The following is a 3,619-nucleotide window of genomic DNA, read 5'->3' as shown; positions in this document are numbered from 1 at the left end:
CACCGAAGGTCATCGTGCCGAGGCAGATCGGGCTGACCAGCAAGTCGCTGCGGCCCAGTGGCTTCAATTGCATAAAAGACGGCTTCCAAAGTGGAAGCCGCCAGTGTGCCGCAGGAACCGAAGCTGGGCGCGCGCAGCGCCGCCCGCCTTCAAGTGGCGTGCGCGGATCCGGCTTTGCCGGGCCGCTGCGCGAGCCCCCTCGGGGGGCAGGCCCCGGGGGGCCGTGGGGGTGCTTTTATTGCCCCAGCTTGGTGATGAAGCGGTTCGTGAAGCCCCAGGTGCCGGCTTGGCCGTAGCTGTTGCAGGTCGGCGAGGCGAAGCCCGGCGGGCAGTCGTTGTCGCGGTCCAGCGACCAGAAGTGCACGCCCGACAGCTTGTTCGTCAGCACGAAGGTCGACACCTCGTCCACGTCGTCGAGCGTGAAGGTCTCGTCCTGGGTGTCGTTGCCGCCGACCATCGGGGTGATCTCGATCTGGCCGTACGGCACGCCCCAGTGGTTGTGCAGGTTGATGGCAGCCTGGTTGGCCGACTTGCCCATGTCGCACTTGCCGTTCACGACCACGCAGTTGGTGGGCGTGGTGCTGCCGTAGTCCATCGCCATCAGGTTGATGATGTAGCCGGTCAGGCCTTGCGCCTTGATGGAGTTCATCGTGCGCACACCTGCGTCGCCCAGGCTTTGCGGCGAGCTGCCGCCCAGCGTGGCCAGCGTGAAGCTGAAACGCAGGTTCGGGTGCTTGGACTGCGCCGTCTTGACGCGGGCCACCAGACCGTCGATCACGGCCTGGCTCTGGCCGGCCTCGATGTCGAAATCGACACCTTGCAGCATGCTCGAGTTGTAGGTCGAGATGAACTTCTCGAAACCGGCGTCAGAGCCGCAGCTGAACGAGCCTGCAGCACCACCGGTCGAGATGATGTAGTGCTTGCCAGCCGCGACCCACTTCGAGACGTTGGCAGCGACCAGCGCCGCCGGTGTCACGCCGGCCCAATTCTCGGAGCCGCACTCGCCGGTGGCGAAGGCCCAGGTGGCCGAGGTCTGCTTGGCCGGCATCACGCTCAACACCGGAGTCAGCGGGCCGGTGACCTTGGTCGACAGCTCGTTGGTGTTCCAGTTCATGTTGATCGTGACGTCCTTGTAGGTGCCGAACACGAAGCCGCTGGGTGGCGGTGGTGTATTGCAGCTGCCCACCTTCTTCCACGGCTCGCCGCTGCCCTTGGGACCGTGGTTCAGCGCGGGATCCTGGTTCAGCGACTTCTCCATCGCCTTGTAGCCCTTGCTGTTCTCGGTGACCAGCGAGCCCTTCGGGTAGGTGAAGTCGGCGCGCCAGGGGTCGCAAGGGGCCGGCGCAGGCGGCGGCGGGGGCGTGCCGCTGCAGTTGTCGATCTGCGTCCACGGCTGGCCACTGCCGACCGGGCCGCTGTGCGTGGCGGGGTCGTCGCCTTGCGTCCACCAGTTGGCTTGGTACGACTTGCCGCCCTCGGTGACCGTGTCACCCTGGACGTAGGCCGTGCCGGCGTCCCAAGGCTGGCAGACGGGCGCCACCATGGCGGACAGATGAATGGACTTGGCCGGCGCGGTGGCCGGCGTCATCGCGGCAGTCGCGGCGACGGCGGCCGACAGCACGGCCAACCAGTCGAGACGATGGCGCCGGGTGCCGGCACTTGCAGGGCTTGTCATGACAGGCTTCTCCTCAATTCAGATGTTGGGTGGGGCCGCACGAGAGCGCTTGCTCGGACGACTGCCCGCAGTCTCGCCCTGTCACGCAGTGGTCTGCTTCAGGTCAAACCACTATAAGACCAGTAAACAAAATCGGCGCTTGTAATCAGGCGTGAATGTGCCTGCCCCGTGCCGCAGTGGAGGGTCACCAAGCCGGTGCATTCACAGAGGAAACTTGAATAAAACGACCCTTTGCCGGCCGATCCAAGCATCTCGTCCGCCAAGGCAATACCAATGTCATTCCAGTTGGTCAAACGGGCTCACGCAAGCAGACCAGTTCGTCATTCGATGGCCCGCCACCAGCACCAAGAAAAACGCGCCCGGCGGGGTTGCCGCGGGGCGCGTCGGGAGCCATCGAGCCGATCACCACGTCAGACGCGGTGACCGGCTAAGGACATCACTGACCGAGCTTGGTGATGAAGCGGTTCGTGAAGCCCCAGGTGCCAGCCTGGCCATAGCTGTTGCAGGTCGGCGAGGCCCAGCCCGGAGCGCAATCGTTGTCACGGTCCAGCGACCAGAAGTGCACGCCCGAGAGCTTGTTCGTCAGCACGAAGCTCGACACGGTGTCGACATCGGCCAGCGTGAAGGTCTCGTCCTGGGTGTCGTTGCCGCCGATCATCGGGGTGATTTCGATCTGGCTGTACGGCACGCCCCAGTAGTTGTGCAGGTTGATCGCCGCCTGGGTGGCCGACTTGCCCATGTTGCACTTGCCGTTTTCCACCACGCAATTGGTGGGCGTGGTGCTGCCGTAGTCCATCGTCATCAGGTTGATGATGTAGCCGGTCAAGCCTTGCGCCTTGATCGAGTTCATCGTGCGCACACCGGCGTCGCCCAGGCTTTGCGGCGAGTTGCCGCCCAGCGTGGCCAACGTGAAGCTGAAGCGCAGGCTTGGATGCTTGGACTTCGCTGCCTTCACACGCGCCACCAGCCCGTCGATCACTGCCTGGCTCTGGCCAGCCTCGATGTCGAAGTCGACACCCTGCAGGCTGCTGGAGTTGTAGGTCGAGATGAACTTCTCGAAGCCGGCATCCGAGCCGCAGCTGAACGAGCCCGCAGCACCGCCGGTCGAGATGATGTACTTCTTGCCCGCAGCCACCCACTTCGAGACGTTGGCTGCGACCAGTGCCGACGGCGTCACGCCAGCCCAGTTCTCCGAGCCGCATTCACCGGTGGCAAAGGCCCAGGTGCCCGACCGCTGCTTGGCCGGCATCACGCTGAGCACCGGTTGCAGCGAGCCGGTGACCTTGGTCGACAGCTCGTTGGTGTTCCAGTTCAGGTTGACCGTGATGTCCTTGTACGAGCCGAACACCAGCGAGCCCGGGGGCGGTGGCGGCGGGGCGTCGCACTTGGTCGTCTTGCTCCAGGGCTGGCCGCTGCCGGGTGAGCCGTTGTGGGTCGCGGGCTCCTGGTTCAGCGTCTGGGCCTGTGCTTCATAGCCGACGGCGTTCTCGGTCACGAGCGCCGCCTTGGGATACGTGTAGGTGCCCTTCCACGGGTCGCAAGGGGCCGGCGCCGGCGGAGGCGGCGGGGGCGGCGGCGTGCCGCTGCAGCTGGCGATCTTGGTCCAGGGCTGGCCGCTGCCAGGGCCGCCGTTGTGCGTGGACGGGTCGTCACCCTGCGTCCACCAGTTGGCCTTGTAGCTCTGGCCGCCCTGGGTGGCCGTGTCGTCTTTGAGATAGACGGTGCCAGACGACCAAGGCTGGCAAACCGGCGCGGCGGCGTTCGATACCGGAGCCACCGTCGACGCCGCACTGGCGCTCGGTGCACTCAATATGCCGGTCGCTGCGACTGCCGCTGACAACGCGGTCAACCAGTCGAGACGTTGACGCCGCGAGGTGGCGCCTTCTGAGGTGGACATGACGGGCTTCTCCTTGAGAGATGGACTTCACTGAGCCGCCACGCCCC

At 65.5% G+C, this 3,619-nt stretch carries 2 protein-coding genes; both read right to left on the bottom strand.

From position 1 onward, the window contains the following. Window positions 1-235: 235 nt before the first annotated feature. A complete protein-coding gene (locus tag AC1DYI_RS29610) occupies window positions 236-1,675 on the bottom strand; it encodes a carbohydrate-binding protein (protein ID WP_477207700.1) in 1,440 nt (479 codons plus the stop codon). Window positions 1,676-2,111: 436 nt separating this feature from the next. Beyond that, the gene (locus AC1DYI_RS29605) at window positions 2,112-3,572 is read right to left on the bottom strand and encodes a carbohydrate-binding protein (RefSeq protein WP_477207699.1); all 1,461 of its coding nucleotides are present in this window, start codon (window positions 3,570-3,572) and stop codon (window positions 2,112-2,114) included. Between the last annotated feature and the right edge of the window lie 47 nt (window positions 3,573-3,619).

The sequence above is a fragment of the Ideonella sp. P3_A4 genome, assembly GCF_056403075.1.
The sequence above is the reverse complement of the archived record's forward strand: the minus strand, read 5'-3'. Positions and strand labels throughout refer to the sequence as shown.